At 68.6% G+C, this 23393-nt stretch carries 2 protein-coding genes; both read left to right on the top strand.

Annotation, left to right across the window (positions count from 1 at the left end):
* Positions 1 to 97: 97 nt before the first annotated feature.
* Positions 98 to 7414, top strand: coding sequence for an Ig-like domain-containing protein (locus V5B60_RS20635; protein ID WP_332349804.1), 7317 nt, complete (start codon positions 98 to 100; stop codon positions 7412 to 7414).
* A gap of 543 nt (positions 7415 to 7957) precedes the next feature.
* Positions 7958 to 23263: a DUF4347 domain-containing protein gene (locus tag V5B60_RS20630; protein WP_332349802.1), complete on the top strand. Its 15306-nt coding sequence runs from the start codon at positions 7958 to 7960 to the stop codon at positions 23261 to 23263.
* Positions 23264 to 23393 lie beyond the last annotated feature (130 nt).

Below are 23393 nucleotides of genomic sequence, written 5' to 3'. Positions count from 1 at the left end.
TCCCTGTGATTCACGCCGCTGCCGATTGCCATCGCCCCACGCCCCATTGCCGCGATGACCACCGCAGCAAGACCTTTCCATCATTGAGGAGATAGCCATGGCCACGTATTCCTGGAGTTCGCTGACCGATGGGTCGACGATTGTTTTCGACCCCACGGCCGACTTGCTTGATTTCGGCTCGATTGCCGCAGCCAGTGTGGAGGTCGTTGCGCTCGACGCGACCACCACGCTGTTCCGGGCGTCCGGCAAGAGCGTGAGCTTCACCGGGTTCGGAGTGACGCAGATCGTCTCACGCGACCTCTTCGGAAGTGGGTTCCGCAACGTGGTGACGTCCACCTGGAGCCGGATCATGGTCGGTGACAACGCGCTGGCCGGCGGTGGCGATGATGGACCGAACGTGCTCACCGGCCACGTCTTTGGGAACGACTTGCTGCTGGGCCTTGGTGGCGACGATTCGCTCGACGGCGGCGGGGGTTCGGACGTGCTCGATGGCGGTGCCGGCAACGACACGCTTCGGGGAGGCAGTTCTTCGTCGGACATCGCGACCGCCAGCTACGCGTCCGCCGCCTCCGGCGTCACCGTCAGCCTTGCTTTGCTGGGAGTTGCCCAGAACACCGGCGGAGCAGGGACCGATACCCTCTTCAACATCGACAATCTGTGGGGCAGCGCCTTCGCTGATCAGCTCACGGGTGGCACTGGCAACAACTTGATCCGCGGTGGCGGCGGTGACGACCTCCTCGATGGCGGTGGCGGTACGGACACGGCCGACTACTCGGATGCGGCTGCCGGAGTCACCGTCAATCTCGGCCTCGTCGGCGCCCAGAATACGGGGTTGGCCGGCGTCGATACCCTGACCAATTTCGAGAACGCGAACGGCAGCCGCTACGCCGATGTCCTGACCGGCTCGGCGGCGGCGAACGTCCTTGACGGGGGCGCCGGAGACGACCTCCTGTCCGGAATGGGCGGGGCCGACCGGCTGATCGGAGCGAGCGGCGACGATACGCTCTCCGGTGGCGATGGCAACGACACCCTCGTTGCCGGCATCGGCAACGACGAGCTGGACGGTGGCGGCGACGTCGACACGGCGGACTACTCCGCAGCGACACAGGCGGTCGCGCTCGACCTGGATGCCGGGACGGCCGCCATCGGTGGCGGGCCGCTCAAGTCGGTGCTCGCTGTGGAAAATGCTGTCGGAACGGCGACCGCGGACCTGCTCACCGGCAGCTCCGGCAACAACGCCCTGTCCGGCGGAAACGGTGACGACACCCTTGCCGGCCTGGCGGGTGACGACACTCTCGACGGCGGCTCGGGTACCGATACCGCAAGTTATGCGGCGGCATCGGCGGGTGTCACGGTCAACCTTTCGCTGGCTGGCGCGCAGCCAACTGGCGGTGCTGGAAGCGACACGTTGATCAGTATCGAGCGGCTTCTTGGAAGTTCCTTCGCTGACACGCTGACCGGCAACGGCAGTTCCAACATCATCGACGGTGGTTTGGGTGACGACGTCCTTGACGGCGGCGGCGGTTACGATGCGGTGTCATTCATTTCGGCCAGTGGGGCCGTATCCGTCAATCTGGGCGTGTCAACTCCGCAGAACACGCTCGGTGCCGGCATCGACACGCTGCTCAATATCGAAGGCGTCGAAGGCAGCGCGTTTGCTGATCAGTTGACGGGTAACGATGCAGCGAATGAGCTCAGCGGCTACCTGGGCGACGACAGCATCGCCGGGATGGGTGGGGCCGACACGCTGCGTGGTTGGGATGGCAACGACAATATCCAGGGGGGCAGCGGCAACGATATCCTCTGCGGGGGAGTGGGTGATGACCTCCTCGACGGTGGGGCGGACTTCGATCGCGTTTCCTATTCTTTGGCGGCAGGCCCAGTGAGTGTCGATCTTCGGGTCGTCGGACCACAGGCGACCGGGGAGGGCAGCGATACCTTGGTGAATGTCGAAGACGTCGATGGTGGCGCCTTCGCCGACACGCTGATTGGCAACGGCGTCGCGAATGTGCTCGCAGGCAACGGCGGAAATGACACGCTCAATGGCTTCGCCGGCAACGACACGCTTGCTGGTGCGACGGGATCCGATCAGCTCGACGGCGGTGAAGGCAATGACATCCTGCAAGGCGGGATTCACGCTGATACCTTGCAGGGAGCTTTGGGCGACGATTACCTTGAAGGAGGATCCTGCGACTACTACTACACGGGCTCCAACTACGCTCCGCTGGCGGGCACGGATGGTGACAGCATGGCCGGGGGCGCAGGCAACGACTCCTACCAGGTGACCGCCACCGCGACGCAGCAGTGGTTCGAGGTCTCGGGCGGCTACAGTTTGACGACTTCAATTGGCTTTTCTCCCGATCTGGTCAGCGAAAACCCCGATGAGGGCAGCGACACCGTCGAGGCATACGTCTCCTACACCTTGCCGGCGAACGTCGAGAATCTCGTCCTGATGGAGAGGACCTTCGACATCAACGGCACCGGGAACGCCCTCAACAACGTCCTTACCGGAAACTCCGACGAGAACGTCATCGACGGTGCCGGAGGCAACGACACGCTCGCGGGCGGTGCCGGCAACGACACGCTGACCGGCGGTGCGGGATCGGATGCGTTTGCCGCCGCCGCGGACAGCGGCGTGGACACGGTGACCGACTTTGCTGCGGGCGCGGGTGGCGATCGCGCCCTTGTGGCCACCGCTGCTTTCTCGAACTACACGCCCGGGAACGATCCGTTTGCCAGTGGCCACGCACGTCTGACCCAGTCGGGTGCGGATACGCTTCTCGAACTCGACAAGGACGGCGCAGGCGCGGCGTTTTCATTCCAGACGGCACTGATCCTGAAGAACGTCGTCACGGCAAGTCTGGTGCCAGGGAATCTCGTCTGGCCGTCAGTCAGCCATGCCCCGTCGGGCGCCGACAAGACCGTCAGCACGCACGAGGGCAACCCCCATGTCTTCACCGCTGCCGACTTCGGCTTCAGCGACCCGGCCGACAGTCCTGCCAACGCGCTTCTCGCCGTGCGCATCAGCACACTGCCTGCTGCCGGCAGCCTGACCCTCGCCGGCCTTCCCGTCGCTCCCGGGCAGTTCATCTCCGCTTCCGACCTCGCCGCCGGCCAGCTCGTCTTCACCCCGGCCGCCAACGCCAGCGGCAACGCCTATGCGAGCTTCAGCTTCCAGGTCCAGGACGACGGCGGCACTGCCATCGGCGGCGCCGACCTCGACCCGACGCCGAACCTCATCACGGTCGACGTGACATCGGTCAACGACGCTCCCTCGGGCGCCGACACGACGGTCAGCACGCACGAAGACAACCCCTACGTCTTCACCGCGGCCGATTTCGGCTTCAGCGACGCGGCCGACAGTCCCGCCAACGCGCTCCTCGCCGTGCGTATCAGCACGCTGCCCGCTGCCGGAAGCCTGACCCTCGCCGGCATCTCCGTCACGCCCGGGCAGTCCATCTCGGTTGCCGACCTCGCCGCCGGCCAGCTCGTCTTCACCCCGGCCGCCAAAGCCAGCGGCAACGCTTACGCGACCTTCAGCTTCCAGGTCCAGGACGACGGCGGCACTGCCCTCGGTGGCGCCGACCTCGACCCGACGCCGAACCTCATCACGGTCGACGTGACGCCGGTCAACGACGCTCCGTCGGGCGCCGACAAGGCCGTCAGCACGCGCGAAGACAACCCCTACGTCTTCTCCGCGGCCGATTTCGGCTTCAGCGACGCGGCCGACAGTCCCGCCAACGCGCTCGTCGCCGTGCGCATCAGCACGCTGCCCGCTGCCGGAAGCCTGACCCTCGCCGGCATCCCCGTCACGCCCGGGCAGTCCATCTCGGTTGCCGACCTCGCCGCCGGCCAGCTCGTCTTCACCCCGGCCGCCAACGCCAGCGGCAACGCTTCCGCCAGCTTCAGCTTCCAGGTCCAGGATGACGGTGGCACCGCCGACGGCGGCGCCGACCTCGACCCGACGCCGAACCTCATCACGATCGACTTGACGCCGGTGAACGACGCGCCGTCGGGCGCCGACAACACGGTCAGCACCTACGAAGACAACCCCTACGTCTTCGATGCAGCCGACTTCGGCTTCAGCGACGCAACCGACACCCCTGCCAACGCACTCCTCGCCGTGCGCATCGGCACACTGCCCGTCGCCGGCAGCCTCACCCTCTCGGGCGCTGCCGTCAGCCCCGGGCAGACGATCACCGCCAGCGACATCGTCGCCGGCAACCTCGTTTTCACGCCGGCCGCCAACGCCAGCGGCAACGCCTACGCCAGCTTCAGCTTCCAGGTGCAGGATGACGGCGGCACCGTCGGTGGCGGCATCGACCTCGATCCATCGGCGAACGCCATCACGATCGATGTCAGGCCGTTGGTCGGCGGGGACGGCGACGACCACCTGCCTGGCGGCCCGAACGACAACACGCTCGAGGGTCTTGGCGGCAACGACACCCTCGATGGCGGCGCAGGCAACGACACGCTCGCCGGCGGTGCCGGCGACGACCGGCTGCTCGGAGGGCCGGGGACCGACACGGCGCGCTACAGCGACGCGGGCAGTGGTGTCACCGTCACGCTCGCCACGCAGGGTGTGCCACAGAACACATCCGGCGCCGGCCTCGACACGCTCATCGGCATCGAGAACCTCGTCGGCTCCGCCTTCGCCGACACCCTGACCGGCGACGGCAACGCCAACCGCCTCGAAGGCGGCAGCGGCGATGACGCGCTCGACGGCGGTGCCGGCAACGACAGCCTCGACGGCGGCACCGGCAACGATCGCCTCTGGGGCGGCAGCGGTGCCGACAGCCTGCTCGGCGGCGACGGCTCCGACCTCTACTACGTCGACCACGGCGGTGACAACGTCACCGAAACCAACGCCAATCCCGCGTCTGGTGGAACCGACCAGGTCTACAGCTACCTCTCCACCTACACCCTCACGGCGCACGTCGAGAACGGCCGCATTCTTGCCAGCGGCGCAGCGAACCTCACCGGCAACGCCCTCGACAACCTGCTCTACGCCGGCAGCGGCCACAACCTCCTCGACGGCGCCGGCGGCAACGACACCGTCAGCTACCTCTACGGTGCCAGCGGCGGCGTCAGCATCAGCTTGGCCATTGCCGGCGCGCAGGCGACCGGTGGCTCCGGCAGTGACACCCTCATGTCGATCGAGCACCTCATCGGCTCCAACCAGGACGACAGCCTCGCCGGCGACGGCAACGCCAACCGCCTCGAAGGCGGCAACGGCAACGACATGCTCGCCGGTGGTGCCGGCAACGACACGCTCTCCGGCAGCGCGGGCAACGACACCGCCAGCTACGCCGATGCCGCCAGCGGCGTCAGCGTCAGCCTCGCCATCGCCGCTCCGCAGGCCACCGGCGGCTCCGGCACCGACACCCTGATCGCCATCGAGAACCTCGGCGGATCGACCTGGGACGACACCCTGCGCGGCGACGGCAACGCCAACCGCCTGAGTGGCGCGCAGGGCAACGACTTCCTCAATGGCGACGCCGGCAACGACACCCTGGATGGCGGCGCCGGCAACGACCGCCTCTGGGGCGGCAGCGGCGCCGACAGCCTGATCGGCGGCGACGGCTCCGATTTCTACTACGTCGATGACGCCGGCGACAGCGTCAACGAGACCGACGCCAACCCCGCCACCGGCGGCACCGACCAGGTCTTCAGTTACGCCGCCGCCTACACCCTCGGCGCCCACATCGAGAACGGCCGCATCCTCGCCACCGGCGCCGCCAACATCACCGGCAACGCCCTCGACAACCTCCTCGACGCCGGCACCGGCGCCAACCTCCTCGATGGCGCCGGCGGCAACGACACCGTCAGCTACCTCTACGCCGTCAGCGGCAGCGGCGTCAGCGTCAGCCTCGCCCTTGCCGGCGCGCAAGCGACCGGCGGCTCCGGCAGCGACACCCTCGCCGGAATCGAGAACCTCAGTGGCTCCACCTACGACGACACCCTCACCGGCGACGCCAACGCCAACCGCCTCAGTGGCGCGCAGGGCAACGACTTCCTCAATGGCGGTGCCGGCAACGACACCCTCGACGGCGGCGCCGGCAACGACCGCCTCTGGGGCGGCAGCGGTGCCGATAGCCTGGTCGGTGGTGACGGCTCCGACCTCTACTACCTCGACGACGCCGGCGACAGCGTCAGCGAAAGCAACGCCAACCCCGCCACCGGCGGCACCGACCAGGTCCTCAGCTACCTCGCCAGCACCACCCTCGGCGCCCACGTCGAGAACGGCCGCATCCTCACCACCGGCGCCGCCAACCTCGCCGGCAACGCCCTCGACAACCTCCTCGACGCCGGCACCGGCGCCAACCTCCTCGACGGCGCTGGCGGCAACGATACCGTCAGCTACCTCTATGGCGCCAGCAGCGGCGTCAGCGTCAGCCTCGCCATTGCCGGCGCGCAGGCCACCGGCGGTTCCGGCAGCGACACCGTCACCGGCATCGAGAACCTCAGCGGCTCCACCTACGACGACACCCTCACCGGCGACGCCAACGCCAACCGCCTCACTGGCGCCCAGGGCAACGACTTCCTCAATGGCGGCGCCGGCAACGACAGCCTCGACGGCGGTGCCGGCAACGACACCCTCTGGGGCGGTACCGGCGCCGACAGCCTGAGCGGCGGCGACGGCGCCGACCTCTACTACGTCGACCACGCCGGCGACAGCGTCAGCGAAAGCAACGCCAATCCCGCCACCGGCGGCATCGACCAGGTCTTCAGCTACCTCGCCGCCTACACCCTCGGCGCCAACGTCGAGAACGGCCGCATCCTCGCTACGGGTGCAGCGAGCCTGGGCGGCAACGCCCTCGCCAACCTCCTCTACGCCGGAGCCGGCGCCAACGTCCTCGACGGCGGCAGTGGCAACGACACCGCCAGCTACCTCTATGGCGCCAGCAGCGGCGTCAGCGTCAGCCTCGCCGTTGCCGGGGCGCAGACCACCGGCGGCTCCGGCAGCGACACCCTCACCGGCATCGAGAACCTCGTCGGCTCGGCCTACTCCGACACCCTCAGCGGCGACGGCGGCGCCAACCTCCTCAGCGGCGGCAACGGCAACGACACCCTCAGCGGCGGCCTCGGCGCGGACACCTTCCGCTTCGACATGCTGCCGAACGCCGCGACCAACCGCGACACGATCAGCGACTTCAACGTCCTCGACGACACGATCGAACTCGAGAACGCGATCTTCACCGCGCTGCTGAGCCCCGGCACCCTCGCCGCCGGCTCGTTCCGCTCCGGCGCCGGCCTCACCACCGCCGCCGATGCCGACGACTACCTCATCTACGACAGCACCAGCGGCGCGCTCTACTACGACGCGAATGGCAACGCCGGCGCCGGCCCGGTGCAGATCGCCACGCTCGCCAGTGGCCTCGCCCTGAGCCACCTCGACTTCCTCGTCACCTGAAGTCCGCAGTCACTGCCGCCGCTCGCCGGCGGCAGTGACGGTCAGCCAAAGCGCCGCGGGCAAAGCCGGAGCAGCCCCATCGCGAGCCCGTCCCGCGGCGGCCACCGGCTGTGCCAGAGCCCGCCCTGTATGATCCACGTAAGAAGCAAATCGCTTCCCCACGACGCTGGCCCTTCTGCTAGATTCGATCCCCGGCAACACCGCCAGCCGCCGACCGGATTCCCGATGGCGGCAGCGGCCCACCGTTCGGGCGCGCCGCCTTGGTTCGTCCCTGGCGAGTGTTTTCTGCGGGAGGATGGGTTCTGTGCTCGGATGCGGTTCGCGTGCATCGCGCTCGGTCGGCGGCTTCGCCGCCGCCTTCGCGTCCGCGCTGCAACCGCCGCACAGCCACTCGCACAGCCACTCCGACAGCGACCGCGGCACGCGCAGCAGATTCCCGGCCAGACCCGCGCACGCGGCGAACCCCGCCGGCGGCGGGCTTCGTCGCCCACCGCGCCCGGGTCGGCCAGCACACCATGACCCGATACACCCCGGAGGAATGCAATGAAGCGAACCCTGGTCCTCATCGATCACCGCGTTGCCGATCGCCCGGCGCTCGTCGCGAGTCTGCCCACGAACAGCGAGTGGCGGCTGCTCGGTGCGCAGGAGGACGGCCTGCGGCAGCTCCGCGCCGCCGTTGACGGGCGCAGCGAGTTCGCCTCGATCCGCCTCCTCGCGCACGGTCGACCGGGCGCGATCCTGCTCGGTGCGGCCGCGGTCGATGCCGGCTCGCTCGCCGGCCGCGCGGAGGATCTCGCGGCGATCGGCCGGGCGCTCGCTGCCGGTGGCGATGTGCAACTCTACGCCTGTGCCGTCGGCGACGGCGCAGCCGGCCGCGCCTTCGTCGACGCGCTTGCCGCAGCCCTCGGCGCCCCGGTCGCCGCCGCCTCGACCCCCGTCGGCCACGCCGATCTCGGCGGCGCCTGGCGGCTCGACGTCGGCGAAGTGCGCACGCCACCACTGGCTGCGCCGGACTGGCGCGGCCTGCTCGGCATGACCATTGCCCGGCTGCCGTTCTCCTTTCCCAACCACAGCCCCGGCGAATGGCGCAACGCCAAGGCCTTCGCCGCGCTGCGCGCCGACGGCTCGGTCGTCACCTGGGGCGATGCCGCCTCCGGTGGCGACAGTTCCGCGCTCGCGGTGCAACTCGGCGGCGCGCTCGACGTGCGGCAGGTGTTTTCGACGCTGTCCGCCTTTGCCGCACTGCGCGCCGATGGCTCGGTCGTCACCTGGGGCGATGCTTCGTCGGGCGGCGACAGTTCGGCCGTGGCAGCGCAGATCGACGGCACGATCGACATCACCCGGGTGTTTTCGACGGAGCTCGCTTTCGCAGCGCTGCGCGCCGACGGCTCGGTCGTCACCTGGGGGCACTCGGTGTACGGCGGCAGTCGTTCCGCGGTGGCGGCGCAGCTCGACGGGACGATCGATGTGATCGAGCTGTGCTCCAGCGCCGGCGCCTTTGCCGCGCGTCGTGCCGACGGCTCGGTCGTCACCTGGGGCTATTCCGGCCATGGCGGCGACAGCAGCAGCGTCGCCGCGCAGCTCGACGGGACGATCGCCGTCACGCAGGTCGCGGCGACGAGCGAGGCCTTCGCCGCGCTGCGTGCCGACGGCTCGGTCGTCACCTGGGGATCGGCGACCTATGGCGGCGACAGCGCTACCGTCGCCGCGCAACTCGACGGGACGATCGACGTCGTGCGCGTCTTTGCCAACGTCGGCGCCTTCGTCGCGCTGCGCCGCGACGGTTCGCTGGTGGTCTGGGGAGCCCCCGCCTACAGCGCTGACGCCGGCGCGGTCGCGGCGCAGATCGACGGGACGATCGACGTCGTGCAGGTCTTCTCGACCTCGCATGCCTTTGCCGCGCTGCGTGCCGACGGCTCGGTCGTCACCTGGGGGAGTCCGGGGGAAGGCGGCGACAGCAGCGCCGTCGCCGCGCTGCTCGACGGCACGATCGACGTGACGCAGGTGTTTTCGACCGGGCGCGCCTTTGCCGCGCTGCGCGCCGACGGCTCGGTGGTCAGCTGGGGGAACTCGTCGTCGGGCGGCGACAGTTCGCCGGTCGCGGGAGCGCTCGACGGGACGATCGATGTGACCGAAGTGTTCGCGACCGACGGCGCCTTTGCCGCGCTGCGCGCCGATGGCTCGGTCGTGACCTGGGGATCGGCAGCCTCCGGCGGCGACAGCTCGACGGTTGCGGCCAAGCTCGACGGGACTCTCGATGTCCGGGAGGTGTTCTCGACGAACAACGCCTTTGCCGCGCGGCGGGCGGATGGCTCGCTGGTCACCTGGGGCGATGCGGCTGCGGGGGGTGACAGCAGTGCGGTCGCGGACCGGCTGCGGGATGTCGTCGGGGTGGCGGATCCGTTTGCCGATGACGTGTTGGTGACCGAGCGGGTGGCGGTGGTTTTTCCGGGGCATAGCTCGGGCGCGTGGCGGAACGACGATGCGTTTGCCGCGATCCGTGCGGACGGGTCGGTGGTGACTTGGGGGGTTCCGGTGTACGGGGGCGATAGTTCCGCGGTGGCGGTGCGGCTCGACGGGACGGTCGACGTGTTGGAGGTGTTTTCCACGCAGTACGCCTTTGCCGCGCTGCGTGCCGATGGCTCGGTGGTCACCTGGGGCGTGTCGTCGTACGGCGGCAACAGTCTCGCGGTCGCGGCGCAGCTCGACGGGATGAACGACGTCGTTCAGGTGTTTTCGACGGAGCGCGCATTTGCCGCGCTGCGCGCCGACGGCTCGGTGGTCACCTGGGGCGATTCGTCGTACGGCGGCAACAGTCTCGCGGTGGCGGCGCAGCTCGACGGGACGATCGACGTCGTGCAGGTGTTTTCGACGAGTAGCGCCTTTGCGGCGCTGCGCGCCGACCGTTCGGTGGTCACCTGGGGGGATTCGTCGTACGGTGGCAACAGTTCCGCTGTGGCAGCGCAGCTCGACGGGACGAACGACGTCACGCAGGTGTTTTCGACGAAGTACGCATTTGCCGCGCTGCGCGCTGACGGCTCGGTCGTGACTTGGGGGCTTTCGTCGTACGGCGGCAGCAGTTCCAGCGTGGCGGCCCAGCTCAACGGTGCGATCGACGTTACACACGTGCTTTCGACGGAAAGAGCCTTTGCCGCGCTGCGCGCCGACGGATCGGTGGTCACCTGGGGGGATTCCTACTACGGCGGCAACAGCTCCGCGGTGGCGCCACAGCTCGACGGCACGGTCGACGTCACGCAGATCTTTTCGACGGACTACGCCTTTGCCGCGCTGCGCGCCGACGGCTCGGTCGTGACTTGGGGGCTTTCGTCGTACGGCGGCAGCAGTTCCAGCGTGGCGGCCCAGCTCAACGGTGCGATCGACGTTACACACGTGCTTTCGACGGAAAGAGCGTTTGCCGCGCTGCGCGCTGACGGCTCGGTGGTCACCTGGGGGGATTCCAACTACGGCGGCAACAGCTCCGCGGTGGCGCCACAGCTCGACGGGACGATCGACGTGACGCAGGTCTTTTCGACGTACTACGCCTTTGCCGCGCTGCGCGCCGACGGGTCGGTGGTCACCTGGGGGGATTCCAACTACGGCGCCGACAGTTCGGCGGTCGCGGCGCAGCTCGACGGGACGAACGACGTCGTACAGGTGGCTTCGACGGAGGGAGCCTTTGCCGCACTGCGCGCCGACGGGTCGGTAGTCACCTGGGGGGCTACGCTGTGGTCGCACAACAATTACGCGGTGCCGGCGCAGCTCGACGGGACGATCGACGTCGTGCAGGTGTTTTCGACTTCGGCCGCCTTTGCCGCGCTGCGTGCCGACGGGTCGCTGGTCACTTGGGGCAGTGCGGGTGGCTTCAGTTCTTACCTCGGGGCGCAGATCGACGGGACGATCGACGTCGTGCGGGTGTTTTCGACGGACTACGCCTTTGCCGCGCTGCGTGTCGACGGTTCGGTCGTCACCTGGGGGTATTCGTCGGCCGGTGACAGTTCCTCGGTGGCAGCGCAGCTCGACGGGACGATCGACGTGACGCAGGTATTTTCGACGGGGACCGCCTTTGCCGCGCTGCGCGCCGACGGCTCGGTGGTCATCTGGGGGGATCCATCGTACGGCGGCGATAGTTCCGCGGTCGCGGCGCAGCTCGACGGGACGATCGACGTCACGCAGGTTTTTTCGACATGGGGCGCCTTTGCCGCGCTGCGCGCCGACGGCTCGGTGGTCATCTGGGGGGATTCGTCGCGCGGCGGCAACAGCTCCGCGGTCGCGGCGCAGCTCGAGGGCGCGATCGACGTCACCCAGGTGTTCTCGACGGACTGGGCCTTTGCCGCGCTGCGCGCCGACGGGTCGGTTGTGACCTGGGGGGATTCGTCGGGCGGCGGCAACAGCTCCGCGGTTTCGGCGCAGGTCGATGGGACGAATGACGTCGTACAGGTGTTTTCGACATGGCGCGCCTTTGCCGCGCTGCGCGCCGACGGCTCGGTCGTCACTTGGGGGGATTCGTTCGAGGGCGGGAACAGTTCCCGGGTGGCGGCAAAGCTTGACGGGACTATTGACGCCACGCAAGTGTTTTCGACGCGAAACGCGTTTGCCGCGCTGCGCGCCGACGGCTCCGTCGTCACCTGGGGGCAGTCCGGCGGCGACAGTTCCGCAGTGGCGGCGCAGCTTGATGGGACGATCGATGTCGTGCAGGTGGCTTCGACGGAGTACGCCTTCGCCGCCCTGCGCGCCGATGGATCGGTGGTCACCTGGGGGTCGTCGTCGTCCGGCGGCAACAGTTCCGCGGTCGCGGCGCAGCTCGACGGGACGAACGACGTCGTGCAGGTGTTTTCGACGGGGTACGCCTTTGCCGCGCTGCGCGCCGATGGCTCGGTCGTTACCTGGGGGGATTCGTCGCGTGGTGGCGATAGTTCCGCGGTGGCAGTGCAGCTCGACGGAACAATCGACGTCACGCAGATCTTTTCGGCGGACTGGGCCTTTGCCGCGCTGCGCGCCGACGGCTCGGTGGTAGCTTGGGGAGACTGGTGGCACGGCGGCAACTTCAGCGCCCTCGGCAGCCCGTGGATCGACATCGTCAGCATTGCGACCCCGTTTGCCGACGACCTGTCCGTAGCCGCCGACGCTGACGAATCCTCTCACCATGCGCCGTCCGGCACCGACCGCATCGTGCCCGTCACCGAAGACGCCGCTTACACCTTCGGCGTCGCGGACTTCCCGCTCACCGATCCCAGCGACCTTCCGCCCGACGCCCTGCTCGCGATCCGCAGCGGAACGCTGCCAGCTGCCGGCAGCCTGACCGTCTCGGGCGCCGCAGTTACCGTTGGCCAGTCGATCGCCGTCGCCGACCTCGCCGCCGGCCACCTCGTCTTCACCCCGGCCACCGACGCCAGCGGCAACGCTTACGCCAGCTTCAGCTTCCAGGTCCAGGACGACGGCGGCATCGCCCACGGCGGCGCTGACCTCGACCCGACACCGAACCTCATCACGATCGACGTCACGCCGGTCAACGACGCCCCGTCGGGCACCGACAAGACCGTCAGCACGCGCGAAGACAACACCTACATCTTCTCCGCGGCCGACTTCGGCTTCAGCGACGCGGCCGACACACCTGCCAACGCGCTCCTCGCCGTGCGCATCGGTACCTTGCCCGCTGCCGGAAGCCTGACCCTCGCCGGCATTCCCGTCACGCCCGGGCAGTCCATCTCCGTTGCCGGTCTCGCCGCCGGCCAGCTCGTCTTCACCCCGGCCGCCAACGCCAGCGGCAACGCTTACGCCAGTTTCAGCTTTCAGGTCCAGGACGACGGTGGCACCGCCAACGGCGGGGCCGACCTCGACCCGACACCGAACCTCATCACCGTCGATGTGACGGCCGTCAATTACGGCCTCACCGTCGCGCGCCTACCCACCCTGTTCCCCCGCCACAGCGCCGGTGAATGGCGCAACGACGGGGCCTTTGCTGCGCTGCGCGCCGACGGTTCGGTGGTCACCTGGGGCGACGCCGGGTCCGGCGGCGACAGCAGTGCTGTCGCCCCGCATCTCAGCGGGGCGATCAACGTCAGCCAGTTGTTTTCGAACTGGTACGCCTTTGCTGCCCTGCGGGTCGACGGTTCGGTCGTCACCTGGGGCGATGCCTCGTACGGCGGCGACAGTAGCGCCGTCGCCGGTCAGCTCGATGGCACAGAAGACGTCGTGCGCGTGTTTTCGACGAGCACCGCGTTTGCGGCACTGCACAACGATGGCTCGGTCGTTGCTTGGGGTCAGGCAGCGCGAGGTGGCGACATGAGTGCCGTCGCAGCGCTGCTCGATGGCACGACCGAGGCGGTCGACGTGGTCGACGTTGCCTCGACGGGTGGCGCCTTCGCCGCCCTGCGTGGTGACGGTTCGGTCGTCACCTGGGGCCATCCGCCCTATGGCGGTGACAGCAGCGCCGTCGCTGCCCACCTCGATGGGACGATCGATGTCGTTCGGATCTGTGCCACCAGCGAGGCCTTTGCCGCGTTGCGTGCTGACGGATCCGTCGTCACTTGGGGATGGCCGGTGTACGGCGGCGACAGCAGCCCCGTCGCACCACTCTTGGATGGGACGATCGGCGTTGTGCGGGTGTATGCCACCGGGGGCGCCTTTGCGGCGCTGCGCAGCGACGGCTCACTGGTCATCTGGGGATCATCGTCGTACGGTGGGGATGGCCCGGTCGACCCCGCCCAGGTTGACGGAACGATCGACGTCGTCGAAGTCTTTTCCAGTGCGAGCGCGTTCGCTGCCCTGCGGGCTGACGGCTCGCTGGTCACCTGGGGTGCATCCTCGTCCGGCGGCGACAGCACTCCGGTCGCCGGACAGATCGACGGGACGATCGACGTCGTGCAGGTCTCGGCGACGAACAGCGCCTTCGCCGCGCTGCGCGCCGACGGATCCGTCGTCACTTGGGGTTCGTCCTCGTCCGGCGGCGACAGCAGCGGGGTTGCGCCGCAGCTCGACGGGAGTATCGACGTCCGCCAGGTGTTGTCCACCGATGGCGCCTTTGCCGCACTGCGGGCCGACGGCTCGGTCATCAGCTGGGGCGATCCCGGCTTCGGGGGCGACAGCGGCGTCGTTGCCGGGCAGCTCGACGGAGTGATCGGCGTCGCGCACGTCTTTTCGACAAACCGTGCCTTTGCCGCGCTGCGTACAGACGGCTCGATTGTTGCTTGGGGTGACCCCTCGGGGGGCGGCGACAGCCCGCACGTCGTCAGCCATCTGGACAACGTTGTGAGCCTGGCCAATCCGTTCACCGCTGACACTTATTCAGCGGATATCTTCAGCGACTCTTTCCACTCCGCCCCGTCCGGCAGCGACCGCATCGTGCTCGTCGCCGAAGACGCCGCTTACACCTTCGGCGTCGCGGACTTCCCGCTCACCGATCCCAGCGACCTTCCGCCCGACGGCCTGCTCGCCATCCGCATCGCAACGCTGCCAGCTGCCGGCAGCCTGACCGTCTCGGGTGTAGCTGTCACCGCCGGCCAGTCGATCGCGCTCGCCGACCTCGCCGCCGGCCAGCTCGCCTTCACCCCGGCCGCCGACGCCAGCGGCAACGCTTACGCCAGCTTCACCTTCCAGGTCCAGGACGACGGCGGCACCGCCCACGGCGGCGCCGACCTCGACCCGACACCGAACCTCATCACGATCGACGTGGCGCCGGTCAACGACGCCCCGTCGGGCACCGACAAGACCGTCAGCACGCGCGAAGACAACACCTGCATCTTCTCCGCGGCCGACTTCGGTTTCAGCGACGCAGCCGACACCCCTGCCAACGGGCTCCAGGCCGTGCGCATCAGCACGCTGCCCGGCGCCGGCAGCCTGACGCTCGCCGGTGTTCCCGTCACTGCCGGCCAGTCGATCGCGGTCACCGACCTCACCGCCGGCCAGTTCGTCTTTAGCCCTGTTGGCAACGACGGTGGCAGCGGCCACACGAGTTTCACCTTCCAACTGCAGGACGACGGCGGTACCGCCAACGGCGGCGCCGACCTCGACCCGACACCCAATGTCCTCTCGGTGAACTTCCGACCACCAATCGAGCTCTCCGACATCGCCGCGGGCGACGGCGGTTTCGTCATCGATGGCGAATTTCCGCTTGACTACAGCGGTCACAGCGTGTCTGGCGCCGGCGACGTCAACGGCGACGGGCTCGATGATGTGATCGTCGGCGCACCGTGGATGGGTCCTTCTGGTCGAAGCTATGTCGTCTTCGGCCACACCGGCACGGGTGCCATCAACCTCAAGGCCGTTGCTGCTGGCAGTGGCGGCTTCGCGGTGAACGGCCAGAGTCTCTACGATCGCAGCGGTTTCAGCGTCGGCGCTGCTGGCGACGTCAACGGCGACGGTCTGGCCGATCTCGTTGTCGGCGCATATCGGAGCGACCCTCCTGGTGGCGCAAGTGCCGGGCGCAGCTACGTCGTTTTCGGCAAGACGGATGGTGGCGCGATCGACCTTTCAGCAATTGCCGGTGGCAATGGCGGTTTCGTCATCAATGGACAAAGTGCAGATGACCAGAGCGGCCGCAGCGTCGCTGGAGCTGGGGATGTCAACGGCGACGGGTTGGCCGATCTGATCGTCGGTGCACACCACGGTGACCCTGCTGGCGCTCCAGATGCCGGGCGCAGCTACATCGTCTTCGGCAAGACCACCGGGTTTGCCGTCGAACTCGATGCGATCGAAGGAGGCAACGGTGGCTTTCTGATCAATGGACAGGCAGTGCTCGACTTCAGTGGCGCCAGCGTGTCAGGCGCGGGCGACGTCAATGGTGACGGCCTGGCCGATCTCATCGTCGGCGCGTTCCTTGGTGACCACTCGGCGACGGGCGGTGACAGCGGGCGCAGTTACATCGTTCTTGGCAAGACCAGCAGCGGCACGATCGACCTTTCGGCGATCGCCGATGGCACAGGAGGCTTCGCCATCAACGGTCAGAGCGGTGGTGACTGGAGTGGCCAGAGCGTGTCTGCCGCCGGCGACGTCAACGGCGACGGGTTGGCCGATGTGGTGGTCGGCGCGCCCAACGGCGACCCGGCTGCCGGCGACTGGGCCGGGCGCAGCTATGTTGTCTTCGGCAAGACAGGCACCGGTTCTGTCGACCTGTCGGCGGTCGCGCAGGGTAGCGGTGGCTTCGTGATCAACGGACAAAGCGCGAACGACTATAGCGGCGTCAGCGTTGCGGGTATTGGCGACCTCAACGGCGACGGCCTTGCCGACCTGCTCATCGGGGCGCCTTTTGGCGATGCCGCTGCGGGCGGCAATTCCGGGCGCAGCTATGTCGTCTTCGGCAAGACTGATGGTAGCGCCATCGACCTCTCGGCAATCGCCAATGGCAGCGGTGGCTTTGCCATCAACGGGCAGCAACCCGACGATCGCAGCGGCTTCAGTGCTGCGGGTGCCGGCGACATCAACGGCGATGGCTTGGCGGACCTGATCGTTGGGGCGAAAGCCAGCGACCCCGCCAGCGGCACTGACGCTGGCCGCAGCTACGTCATCTTCGGCAGCACCACGGGCTCCTTCGCCCCGAGCGCCGTCGACCAGTTCGGCACTGCCGGTGCCGACGCGCTGAACGGCTCACCGGTGGCCGAAACGCTCGTCGCGGGGGCCGGCAACGACACGCTGACCGGCAACGGCGGCGCGGATGTGCTTTATGGCGGCGCCGGCGACGATAGCTTCGTCCTCAACGCCAGCAACCTCGCGGCGCTCGCGAGTGGCGTCACCGATGGCCAACTCGCGCGCATCGACGGCGGCACGGGTCTCGATACGATCGCGCTCGCCGGCAGCGGCCTCTCCTTCGACCTCACCGCGATCGCCAACCAGGGCGCGAGCACGCCCGGCAGCCAGTCGCGAATCGAGTCGATCGAACGGATCGACCTCACGGGCAGCGGCCACAACACGCTGGCGCTCTCGGTCGGTGACGTTCTCGACATGTCGGACATGAACCGGTTCCACGACGGGAACGGCTGGGCCGGCGTCGGCGCCAGCGTGCCGAGGCACCAACTCGTCATCGACGGTGACACGGGCGATGTCGTCATCGCCGCCGGCCTATGGACGACTGCCGGCACGGCCAGTCACGCCGGCCACGACTACGCCATCTACAACGCGCAGGGCAGCGCCGCGCAATTGCTGATCGACACCAGCGTCGCGCGGACGATTGCCGTGCGGCCTCAGATCGAGCTTTCCAACATCGCCACCGGCATTGGCGGATTCGTGATCAACGGCCAGTGTGCCGATGACAATGCCGGCCGCAGCGTCGCCGCGGCCGGCGACGTCAACGGCGACGGGTTTGCCGACCTGATCGTCGGCGCGCCGTGGAGCGATCCGCCCGCGGGCAACGCCGCCGGGCGCAGCTACGTCGTCTTCGGCAAATCCGACCAGGGTGCCGTCGATCTGACGGCAATCGACGCCGGCAGTGGCGGATTCGTGATCGTGGGTGCGTGCGCCGACGATCGCAGCGGTTTCGACGTCGCCGGGGGAGGCGACTTCAATGGCGACGGCCTTGCCGATCTCATCGTCAGCGCGATGGGCAGCGACCGTCCGGGTGCACCGGACTCCGGGCGGACCTACGTCGTCTTCGGCAAGAGCGACGGCAGCCGTGTCGACCTGTCGGCGATTGGGTCCGGGAACGGCGGCTTTGCCATCGATGGCCAAGGCTCGGGCGATCAAAGCGGCTACAGCATTGCCGCTGTCGGGGATGTCAACGGTGACGGGCTGGCCGATCTGATCATTGGCGCGCTTCTCGGCGACCCGGCGAGTGGTGTGGATGCAGGCCGCAGCTACGTCGTCTTCGGCAAGTCCGATACGGCTCCGGTCGATCTCGATGCGGTCATCCTTGGCCAGGGCGGATTCGTCTTCGAAGGTGCCGCCGCGCAGGAATTCAGCGGCAACAGCGTTGCCGGTGCCGGCGACGTGAACGGCGATGGACTGGCAGACATCATCGTCGGAGCGTTCTCGAGCGACCACGCGAGTGGCCTTGATGCAGGACGGGGCTATGTCGTTTTCGGCAGGACGTTCAGCAGTGCCATCCACGCCTCGGCGATCGCCGCGGGCAATGGTGGTTTCGTGATCGATGGCGAGAGCGCGGGCGATCTTTGCGGGTACGGCGTTGCCGGCGCCGGCGACGTCAATGGTGATGGTCTGGCGGACCTCCTCATCAGCGCTCGTCTCGCCGACCCGGCCAGCGGTGCGGATGCTGGCCGCAGCTACGTCGTCTTCGGCAAGACCGAAGCCGCCGCCGTGCAACTGTCGGCAGTCGCCGCCGGAACGGGCGGCTTCGTCATCCATGGCCAGTCGACAGGAGACCAGAGCGGTTCGAGCGTGGCTTCGGCTGGCGACCTCAACGGCGATGGGCTGGCCGATCTCCTCGTCGGCGCCAGGCTGTCCGATCCTTCGAGTGCGACCGACGCGGGCCGCAGCCATGTCGTCTTCGGCAAGACCGACGGCACTTCGGTAGACCTCTCCAGTATCGCCAACGGTGTCGGCGGATTCGTCATCAATGGGCAATCCCCGGGGGACTGGAGCGGCTACAGTGTGGCCGCCGCAGGCGACGTCAACGGCGACGGCCTCGCCGACCTGATCGTCGGCGCCCGTCACGCGGCCTCACCGACCGGTATCGAAAGCGGGCGAAGTTATGTCATCTTCGGCAGCACCGGCGGCGCCTTCGCCCCGAGCGCCGTCGACCAGTTCGGCACTGCCGGTGCCGACGCGCTGAACGGCTCCTCGGTGGCCGAAACGCTGGTCGCCGGCGCCGGCAACGACACGCTGACCGGCAACGGCGGCGCGGATGTGCTTTATGGCGGCGCCGGCGACGACACCTTCGTCCTCAACGCCAGCAACCTCGCGGCGCTCGCGAGTGGCGTCACCGATGGCCAACTCGCGCGCATCGACGGCGGCACGGGTCTCGACACGATCGCGCTCGCCGGCAGCGGCCTCTCCTTCGACCTCAGCGCAATCGCCAACCCGGGCGCGAGCACGCCCGGCAGCCAGTCGCGAATCGAATCGATCGAACGCATCGACCTCACGGGCAGTGGCAGCAACACCCTGCGGCTGTCCGTGGGCGACGTCCTCGACATGGCCGGCATGAACCACTTCAACAACGCCAGCGGATGGCTTGATGGCAGTTACGACCTGGCTGGCGGAGGGGCCGGCGGCGCCAGCCCCGAGCAACGCCACCAGTTGCTCGTGCTCGGCAACCGTGGCGACCTGCTCGCGTTGTCCCACGCAGCCGACTGGATCAATGCCGGTACGGTGAGCCACAGCGGCCAGACTTACGCCGTGTTCAACGGCCGCAGTGCTGCCGCGCAGCTCCTGATCCACGATGAGGTCGGCCTCAGGCTGGTCGGCACGCCAGACCACGACGTACTGGGCGCGGGCAATGGCGATGACCTGCTCCAAGGCGGCGCCGGCGACGACATCCTTGATGGGCGGGGAGGGGTCGATGCACTGCTCGGTGGCCCCGGAAACGACCACCTCGACGGTGGCGCAGGCAATGACCTGATGGACGGTGGCGAGGGCTGGGACTCGATCTACTTCAAGGAAGCAGTCCAGTCGATCGTTGTCGACCTCGATGCGGGGACCGCCTCTGGCGCCGATATCGGTCTCGACCAGCTGGTTGATATCGAAGGGGTCAATGCCACCAACGGCAACGACACCGTGATCGGTGACGCAAGAGACAATGCCGTGAATGGCCTCGACGGCGACGACTCGATTCTCGGTGGCGGAGGCAACGACCACCTGGCCGGCTGGGGTGGCAGCGACCTCATCGAGGGCGAAGACGGTGACGACTTCGTCTCTGGTGGCTCCGGCAACGACACCCTCGACGGTGGCTCCGGCAGCGACCAACTGGAAGGTGACGGCGGTGACGATCAGCTGCGCGGCGGCGACGGCGACGACACACTGATTGGCGGCACCGGCGCCGACAGCATGAGCGGCGGCAACGGTTCCGACCTCTACGCCGTCGACCACTTGGGCGATGTCGTCGTGGAGACCAATGCCGACCTGGCGATCGGTGGCAGCGACACCGTTCGCAGCCAACTGGACGCCTACACGCTGACAGCCCACCTCGAGAACCTGGAGTTGCTTCCGGGAGCGGTGCGCGGCGCCGGCAACAGTCTTGGCAACACCCTGTACGGCAGCAACGACGACAATGTGCTGGACGGCGGCGCCGGTGCCGACACGATTCTGGGTGGCGATGGCGACGACCTGCTCTGGGGCGGCAGCGGTGCCGACAGCCTGCTCGGCGGCGACGGCTCCGACCTCTACTACGTCGACCACGCCGGTGACAACGTCACCGAAACCAACGCCAACCCCGCGTCCGGCGGCATCGACCAGGTCTACAGCTACCTCTCCACCTACACCCTCACGGCGCACGTCGAGAACGGCCGCATTCTTGCCAGCGGCGCAGCGAACCTCACCGGCAACGCCCTCGACAACCTGCTCTACGCCAGCAGCGGCCACAACCTCCTCGACGGCGCCGGCGGCAACGACACCGTCAGCTACCTCTACGGCGCCAGCAGCGGCGTCAGCATCAGCTTGGCCCTTGCCGGCGCGCAGGCGACCGGTGGCTCCGGCAGTGACACCCTCATGTCGATCGAGCACCTCATCGGCTCCAACCAGGACGACAGCCTCGCCGGCGACGGCAACGCCAACCGCCTCGAAGGCGGCAACGGCAACGACACACTCGCCGGTGGTGCCGGCAACGACACCCTTTCCGGCAGCGCGGGCAGCGACACCGCCAGCTACGCCGATGCCGCCAGCGGCGTCAGCGTCAGCCTCGCCATCGCTGGGGCGCAGGCCACCGGCGGCTCCGGCAGCGACACCCTGATCAGCATCGAGAACCTCGGCGGCTCAACCTGGGACGACACCCTGCGCGGCGACGGAAGCGCCAACCGTCTCGACGGTGCGGAGGGCAACGACTTCCTAAATGGCGACGCCGGCGATGACACCCTCGACGGCGGCGCCGGCAACGACCGCCTCTGGGGCGGCAGCGGCGCTGACAGCCTGATCGGTGGCGACGGCTCCGACTCCTACTACGTCGATGACGCCGGCGACAGCGTCAACGAGACCAACGCCAACCCCGCCACCGGCGGCACCGACCAGGTCTTCAGTTACGCCGCCGCCTACACCCTCGGCACCCACATCGAGAACGGCCGCATCCTCGCCACCGGCGCCGCCAACCTCACCGGCAACGCCCTCGACAACCTCCTCGACGCCGGCACCGGCGCCAACCTCCTCGACGGCGCCGGCGGCAACGACACCGTCAGCTACCTCTACGCCGTCAGCGGCAGCGGCGTCAGCGTCAGCCTCGCCCTTGCCGGCGCGCAGGCGACCGGCGGCTCCGGCAGCGACACCCTCGCCGGCATCGAGAACCTCACCGGCTCCACCTACGACGACACCCTCACCGGCGACGCCAACGCCAACCGCCTGAGTGGCGCGCAAGGCAACGACTTCCTCAACGGTGGCGCCGGCAACGACACCCTCGACGGCGGCGCCGGCAACGACCGCCTCTGGGGCGGCAGCGGTGCCGACAGCCTGGTCGGCGGTGACGGCTCCGACTTCTACTACCTCGACGACGCCGGCGACAGCGTCAGCGAGACCAATGCCAACCCGGCAACCGGCGGCACCGACCAGGTCCTCAGCTACCTCGCCGCCTACACCCTCGGCGCCCACATCGAGAACGGCCGCATCCTCACCGCCGGCGCCGCCAACCTCACCGGCAACGCCCTCGACAACCTCCTCGACGCCGGCACCGGCAACAACCTCCTCGACGGCGCCGGCGGCAACGACACCGTCAGCTACCTCTATGGCGCCAGCAGCGGCGTCAGCGTCAGCCTCGCCCTTGCCGGTGCCCAAGCCACCGGCGGCTCGGGCAGCGACACCCTCGCCGGAATCGAGAACCTCACCGGCTCCACCTACGACGACACCCTCACCGGCGACGCCAACGCCAACCGCCTCAACGGCGCCCAAGGCAACGACTTCCTCAATGGCGGTGCCGGCAACGACACCCTCGACGGTGGTGCCGGCAACGACACCCTCTGGGGCGGTACCGGTGCCGACAGCCTGAGCGGCGGCGACGGCAACGACTCCTACTACGTCGACCACGCCGGCGACAGCGTCAGCGAGAGCAACGCCAATCCCACCACCGGCGGCATCGACCAGGTCTTCAGCTACCTCGCCGCCTACACCCTCGGCGCCCACATCGAGAACGGCCGCATCCTCGCCACCGGCACCGCCAGCCTGAGCGGCAACGCCCTCGCCAACCTCCTCTACGCCGGAACCGGCGCCAACGCCCTCGACGGTGCCGGCGGCAACGACACCGCCAGCTACCTCTACGGCGTCAGCGGCAGCGGCGTCACCGCCAGCCTCGCCAGCGGCGCCGCCACCGGCGGCTCCGGCAGCGACACCCTCACCGGCATCGAGAACCTCGTCGGCTCGGCCTACGCCGACACCCTCAGCGGCGATGCCAGCGCCAACGTCCTCAGCGGCGGCAACGGCAACGACACCCTCAGCGGCGGCCTCGGCGCCGACATCTTCCGCTTCGACACGCTCCCCAACGCCGCGACCAACCGCGACACGATCAACGACTTCAACGTCCTCGACGACACGATCGAACTAGAGAACGCCATCTTCAGCTCGCTGCCGAACGGCCCGCTGGCCGCCACCTCGTTCCGCTCCGGTGCCGGCCTCACCGCTGCCGCCGACGCCGACGACTACCTCATCTACGACAGCACCAGCGGCGCGCTCTACTACGACGCCAACGGCAACGCCGGCGCCGGCCCCGTGCAGATCGCCAGCCTCGCCGCGGGCCTCACGCTGAGCAGTCTCGACTTCGTCCTCACATGAGGGCCGCGCGCAGGCCATCGTGTCGTGGTCTTCGAGGGCAGTTCATCGCCGGGGTTTGCCGCAAAGCCGGTTTGGAAGCCGCCGGTGAGTCGCGGAAAGCCTGTATCAGAGGTGCTCGCAGCTCACCGCT

Source organism: Accumulibacter sp. (assembly GCF_036625195.1).
In the GTDB taxonomy this organism is placed as follows: domain Bacteria; phylum Pseudomonadota; class Gammaproteobacteria; order Burkholderiales; family Rhodocyclaceae; genus Accumulibacter.
This window is presented reverse-complemented; position numbering and strand designations above follow the sequence as displayed.